The organism is Paenibacillus alginolyticus DSM 5050 = NBRC 15375 (genome assembly GCF_000422905.1).
In the GTDB taxonomy this organism is placed as follows: Bacteria; Bacillota; Bacilli; order Paenibacillales; family NBRC-103111; genus Paenibacillus_E; species Paenibacillus_E alginolyticus.
Genome location: NZ_AUGY01000097.1, coordinates 23416 through 29646, shown reverse-complemented (window position 1 = coordinate 29646; position 6231 = coordinate 23416). Strand labels below are relative to the sequence as shown.

Annotated in this window: 6 protein-coding genes and 1 pseudogene; all 7 read left to right on the top strand. The window is 46.0% G+C overall.

Going from position 1 to position 6231, the window contains the following annotated elements:
• Nucleotides 1-707 precede the first annotated feature (707 nt).
• The 7 genes and pseudogenes from rsmA (at nt 708) to G519_RS0131235 (ending at nt 6130) form a co-directional block, all read left to right on the top strand.
• Nucleotides 708-1616, top strand: coding sequence for a 16S rRNA (adenine(1518)-N(6)/adenine(1519)-N(6))-dimethyltransferase RsmA (gene rsmA, locus G519_RS0131265; RefSeq protein ID WP_036634448.1), 909 nt, complete (start codon nt 708-710; stop codon nt 1614-1616).
• A 55-nt stretch (nt 1617-1671) separates the two neighbouring features.
• Nucleotides 1672-2544, top strand: coding sequence for a sporulation peptidase YabG (gene yabG / locus G519_RS0131260; protein WP_029198003.1), 873 nt, complete (start codon nt 1672-1674; stop codon nt 2542-2544).
• A 295-nt stretch (nt 2545-2839) separates the two neighbouring features.
• Nucleotides 2840-3115: a biofilm formation stimulator Veg gene (gene veg, locus G519_RS0131255; protein ID WP_028557365.1), complete on the top strand. Its 276-nt coding sequence runs from the start codon at nt 2840-2842 to the stop codon at nt 3113-3115.
• A gap of 105 nt (nt 3116-3220) precedes the next feature.
• Nucleotides 3221-3391: pseudogene (locus G519_RS48530) on the top strand (small, acid-soluble spore protein, alpha/beta type); the annotation flags it as partial.
• A 462-nt stretch (nt 3392-3853) separates the two neighbouring features.
• The gene (gene ispE, locus G519_RS0131245) at nt 3854-4708 is read left to right on the top strand and encodes a 4-(cytidine 5'-diphospho)-2-C-methyl-D-erythritol kinase (RefSeq protein ID WP_029198002.1); all 855 of its coding nucleotides are present in this window, start codon (nt 3854-3856) and stop codon (nt 4706-4708) included.
• A 198-nt stretch (nt 4709-4906) separates the two neighbouring features.
• Nucleotides 4907-5743 (top strand): pur operon repressor, encoded by an 837-nt coding sequence (gene purR / locus G519_RS0131240; protein WP_029198001.1) that lies wholly within the window; start codon nt 4907-4909, stop codon nt 5741-5743.
• A gap of 3 nt (nt 5744-5746) precedes the next feature.
• Nucleotides 5747-6130: a RidA family protein gene (locus G519_RS0131235; protein WP_029198000.1), complete on the top strand. Its 384-nt coding sequence runs from the start codon at nt 5747-5749 to the stop codon at nt 6128-6130.
• Nucleotides 6131-6231 lie beyond the last annotated feature (101 nt).

Below are 6231 nucleotides of genomic sequence, written 5' to 3'. Positions count from 1 at the left end.
TAAAGTTATTGCGAATCTATTTCTATGATAGCTGGTCTAACTTTGTAAATGCTGTCTTTCGCCCGCCAAGTAGAACTTCAAAGGGTCGACAGAAGACGAGCAAGACAAAAGAACGGCTAAGTTCACAGCGCATCATAGTGAGAGAATAGCGGAGACACAAGAATAAAATGTAAATTAATGGTAAAAACGCGTCATTTTCTGTAGTCTTTACTTTTTTGGCTTGTACCCAGAAAAACAAAATGGTAATAAATACAATATATTTAAGTAATTGTATTTATACGTGAAGACTTACTAATCATGTCAGCTTTTTAGCATCGGTAGTGTATTTTCTACAACAATTCATACGCCAAAAGGCTATTTTGCATCTTGAAGTTGCAGTTCGCACAACATTTCTTTCCTATTTGTGGAAATAACCCTGAATGAGGTATCAATTGTTGTACCAAATGCAACATTCTAGAAATACAGACGGGATTTAAGCAGCAATTGTTGCACTTTCTGCAACATTTTCAACTGAATTTCATACAGCACTCTCATGAGCTTACAAGACTATGCATACCGAATTTCAGTAAGATGCCACTTAGAAAAAATGCATGAGATTTGGCGCAGAGTTTCAATGCTCTTTTGAATGATTTTAATTGATTTTGAATGATTTTGAATGACAATGAAGAGTGTGAATTCCAGAACCTATAGATAATGAGGTCTATATCATGAATGTACCCAACAATGAAGTGATTGTAACAGCCGATGACGTGGCTACGCCAAGTAAAACGAAACAAATTATCAAGAGAAATGGTCTGGTGCTTAAAAAGAGCTTGGGGCAAAACTTCCTAATTGACCAAAATATCCTAAGCAAGATTGTCATGGCCGCTGAGCTCGGGCCGAACAAGGCTGCGCTTGAGATCGGCCCCGGCATTGGGGCGCTCACGCAGCAGCTGGCCAAGCTCGCTGGCCGCGTCTTGGCCGTCGAGATCGATCAGCGTCTGCTGCCCATCCTGGACGAGACACTGGAGCCCTATCCCCATGCTACCGTTGTCCATGGGGACATCTTGAAGACCGACCTGCCGGAATTGTTCCGGCAGCACTTCGAGGGCATGGACGGTGTCAGTGTCGTCGCCAACCTGCCTTACTACATCACGACGCCGATCATCATGAAGCTTCTCGAAGAGAAGCTTCCCTTGGAGAATATCGTCGTGATGATTCAAAAAGAGGTGGCCGACCGCATGGCGGCTCGCCCGGGCACCAAAGATTACGGCAGCCTCAGCATTGCCGTGCAGTTCCACTGCGAGCCGGAGCTTGTTACGATCGTGCCGCGCACCGTCTTCGTGCCGCAGCCGAACGTCGACTCCGCCGTGATCCGGCTGCGTGTGCGCCAAACCCCGCCGGTCGAGGTGGCGGATGTGGACTTCTTCTTCGCCGTTGTTGGGGCGTCCTTCGTCCAGCGGCGCAAAACCCTTTACAATAACCTAGCTGCTAGGTTCTTCACGAAAGAAAACAAGCCTGAGCTGGAAGCGCTGCTGCTCGGCATTAACATAGAGCCTTCGCGTCGCGGCGAAACGCTCAGTATGGAAGAATTCGCGCGCTTGTCGTCGGCTCTTCGCGCGCACGGCTGTAAATAACCCGCACCAAATGCCTAGTCCCGCCATAGGATACCCCTAGGAGGGGATTTGTGCGATGAGGCAAGGAGACTATGTTACCCGTAAATCCTATGGCGGCGACGTCATGTTTAAGATTGAGCGCATAGAGCAGCTGAAGGCTATCCTGCGTGGTGTGGATTATAGGCTGCTCGCGGATGCGCCTCTAGTCGATTTGACCATTTCAAATCCGGCAGATGTCATGGATCATCCGCGATCGAGTTCACCCGAATTTCGGGAGTCGCTCCGGCGTCTGGCGGTATCCCAGATGCAGCTGCAGGAGAAGAACCAACTCTCAATAAACCATAAACAAAATATCGATAAAAGCTACTTCGAAGTGCCTGGCAAAGTGCTTCACCTAGACGGTGATCCAACTTACTTGCGTAAAAGTATGCAGATCTATGGGGAATTGCGAGTGCCAGCCGAGGGATTTTATGTTCCTGAAGCACAAATGGCGGATGCTCTTCACAGGCTGCTTCCCCAAATTAGGCCAGATATTGTAGTCGTTACAGGTCATGACGGAATACTTAAACATCGTAAAAGTGGAGGTCCAAGCAGCCTTTCCAGCTATAAGAATTCACAAAACTTTGTGAATGCCGTGCAGATCGCTAGGCAGTATGAGCGCAACCGGGACTCCATGATTATTATAGCTGGTGCTTGTCAGTCCCATTTTGAGGCCTTGCTAAGGGCTGGAGCTAATTTTGCGAGTTCTCCTTCTCGTATCCTCATTCACGCCCTAGATCCGCTTTGTATCGCCGCTAAGCTGTCGTATACTTCTGTGAAGGATACCATATCTATGTTAGATATCGTTGAATTGACGGTGACAGGATTGGATGGTTTGGGCGGGGTAGAGACAAGAGGGAGCTATCGCATGGGGGTTCCGGGGATTCAGCATACGGAAGATTATGTTTAAATGTTCTTTTTGGACATATAAAGCGACATGAACCGACAAAACATACGGTATGCAGTAGAGCACTTACCTGTCATTCGACTCCTTGGAGGAGGATGATGGGGTAAGTGTTCTTTTTTTTAGTGGAAAAGTGTGAATAATTTGCGAACTTTGGAGACAACCTGTAAGAGGGGGATTTCGAAAATTAAACGAAAATGCCGTTGACAACAGGAATGTGGTGCTGATATAATATTTGACCTCGTTTGACATGCCTGTCTGAATCGGTTATAATAAACTAGGAAAGAGGTGGTAGTTGACAATGGCAAAAAATGCGCTGTTGGAGATCAAACGCAGTTTGGAGCCCCACGTTGGGCAGAAGATCATGTTAAGAGCGAATGGTGGCCGTCGAAAGACTGTCGAGCGTTCTGGTGTTTTAGAAGAAACCTACCCTTCTGTGTTTATTGTGAAATTAGATCAAGAATCCCACGCCTTCAAACGAGTGTCGTACAGCTACGCCGATATCCTTACCGAATCCGTTGAAGTTACCGTGTGTAATGACGATGGACAGGTTCGTATCACCTACATCCAACATTAGCTTAATGCATTCCTATATGAGCAGACCCAGAGGGTCTGTTTTTGCATTTGTATGGACCTTACCCGGTTGGGCATACTATAGCAAAACTTTAAGGAGGTTCCATGTATGAGTCGCAGAAGAGGGATCATGTCCGAAAGCTTTAAATATGAATTAGCTAAAGATCTAGGGTTTTATGATGTTGTGCAGCGTGAGGGCTGGGAGGGCATCCGAACAAAGGATGCAGGGAATATGGTGAAGCGGGCGATCCAAATCGCTCAGGAACAGCTGGTGAAACAGTATAACCCTGCAGCTTCTTCCGTCAATCAGATGCATTCAACGACGCAATCAACATATAGTCAGCCAAATTACAATCAAACCAACTACAGTCAACCTGCTTCCAATCCGTCTAGCTACACTCCGTCGTATTATAATCAATCCACATATCCATCTGTTTCTTCCCCACAACCCTATTCGCAGCCTCAATCGAGCTTTAATCAGAACCAATACAGTGGAACGCAGCAAATGCAATCTACCTATACACCAGCTTCCTACATGCAGAACTCAACCGATGTAAATACTTATAGAACTTCTAATCCAATGCAACCTAATACGGCAGTTTCAAATCATTTAATTGCGGGATCGCAGCAGGCAACGCAAGCAGAATAGCGTCCCTATTACAGCTAAAGCGAATGCTTTAGCTTTTTTTTTGCGCTTTTGTTATAATATTTTAACGGCAAACGAGCAAAAGAAGGTGATCTGATGAAGATTTTTGAAAAAGCACCGGCTAAAATCAATTTATCCCTTGATGTTTTACATAAAAGATCGGACGGTTACCATGAAGTTGAGATGGTCATGACGATGGTTGATCTAGCAGATCGGATCGAAATGCAGGAGCTTTCGCGAGACACCATCATCATTTCCAGTCAGGCGGGGTATATTCCGCTGGATGAGAAGAACTTAGCCTTTCAGGCGGCACGCCTTATTAAGGATCGATACGACGTCAAACAGGGCGTCTACATCCATTTGGACAAGCAGATCCCCGTGGCAGCGGGTCTAGCAGGAGGCAGCAGCGATGCGGCAGCGACGCTTAGAGGTTTGAATCGGCTTTGGAACTTAAACATCCCTATGGAAGAGCTGCAAGTGCTTGGAGCGGAGCTTGGCTCGGATGTACCTTTCTGTGTAACGGGAGGAACGGCGGTCGCTAGAGGGCGCGGAGAGAAGCTGGAACCGATCGTCTCGCCGCCTCAGTGCTGGGTCGTACTCGCGAAGCCGCCTATTAATGTGTCCACATCGGAGATTTACGGAAAGCTGAATGCTCGGGAGATTAAGAATCACCCTTCGACGGAGGGTGTGTTGGGCGCGATTCGGGAGAAGCGATTCGATCTGCTTTGCGGAAGCCTTGGCAATGTGCTTGAGGAAGTGACGCTGGACCTTTATCCCGAGGTGAGACATCTCAAAGAATGCATGCAGAGGCTTGGTGCGGATGGTGTGTTGATGTCGGGCAGCGGGCCGACGGTATTCGGTCTCGTGTCCAAGGAAGCGAAGGTGCCCCGGATTTATAATGGGCTGCGTGGATTTTGTAAGGATGTTTACGCTGTGAGGATGTTGACGTAGATGAAGTAGGACGTAGCAGGGCCCGCGAAGGGCTCTTTTTCATTGCATAGAGGGTTGGACGATGGCTTCACCATATCCATTTGATGTGTTATATTGATGTTAAGTTTATGTTAATATAATTTTCATGAGAAGCTTGAATAAATACGTATAAAAATGGTATATTTTCAATATAATATTCGGATTTTTGGGGGTAGTGCGATGAAAAAGTTGAAAAGGAGCGCTAGGCTGGTGGAAATGACGCAATATTTGTTATTCCGCCCCCATTCGTTAATCCCTTTAACGACTTTTGCCGAGCGTTACAACTCTGCTAAATCTTCCATAAGTGAAGATTTAGCGATCATCAAGGAAGTATTTGAAGAAGAAGGACTAGGCGAGCTGAATACGCTTGCGGGTGCTGCCGGAGGTGTGAAGTTTTCACCAAAGGTGCCTAAGGAAGTATCTCTGAAATTTATACAGAACCTTTGTTTACAACTGCAGCAGCCAGAACGGATTCTTCCAGGCGGTTATTTGTATATGTCAGATATTATGGGGCAGCCTCAATATTTGAATGAAATTGGCAAGACATTTGCATCCGCTTTCGCTGGTCGTGATATTGATGTGATTATGACGGTAGAGACGAAAGGCATTCCGCTCGCGTATGCGACGGCAACTTATATGAATCTGCCCGTTGTGATTGTCCGCAGGGACAGTCGAGTGACGGAAGGATCAGCGGTTAGCATCAACTATGTTTCAGGTTCAAACAAACGGATCCAGACGATGTCACTCGCAAGGCGTGCTCTGAAAGAAGAGTCAAAGGTGCTTATCATTGATGATTTCATGCATGTTGGCGGTACGATCCACGGTATGATGGATTTGTTAGCGGAATTCAAAGCCTCGGTTCAGGGTGTTGGTGTATTCATGGAGTCTTGTGAGGTTGAAGAGCATTTGGTCGATCACTACGTATCGCTTGCTCGTTTGTACGGCGTAGATTCCAAGACCAAACAAATCACGGTAGAGCCAGGTAACTATTTTGACAGTAAAAAAGGAGATTCGTAAACGATGGAACTTATTTCAACAACTGCAGCACCTGCTGCTATCGGACCTTACTCACAAGCGGTAAAGCTAGGTAACCTTCTCTTTACTTCCGGACAAATTCCACTTGGCTTGGATGGTCAGATTGTACAGGGCGGAATCAAGGAACAAGCCCATCAAGTGTTCGCCAATTTGAAGGGTGTGCTTGAAGCAGCGGGTTCATCTTTTGATCAAGTTGTGAAAGCAACTGTCTTTTTGAAGGATATGAATCAGTTTGCAGAGCTGAATGATATTTATGGATCCTACTTCGGAGACCATAAACCGGCTAGATCCACTGTCGAAGTGGCTAGATTACCCCGTGATGTTTTTGTCGAAATTGAGTTAATTGCTGTGATTTCTGTCGAAATTTAACAGTAACATTAAGATTGTATAAAATTATCGAAAATTTCAAAAAAAGAAGAAGGAATTTGCACGACGATGTGGAATATTACACCCAAGTCTCAGAGATGGAA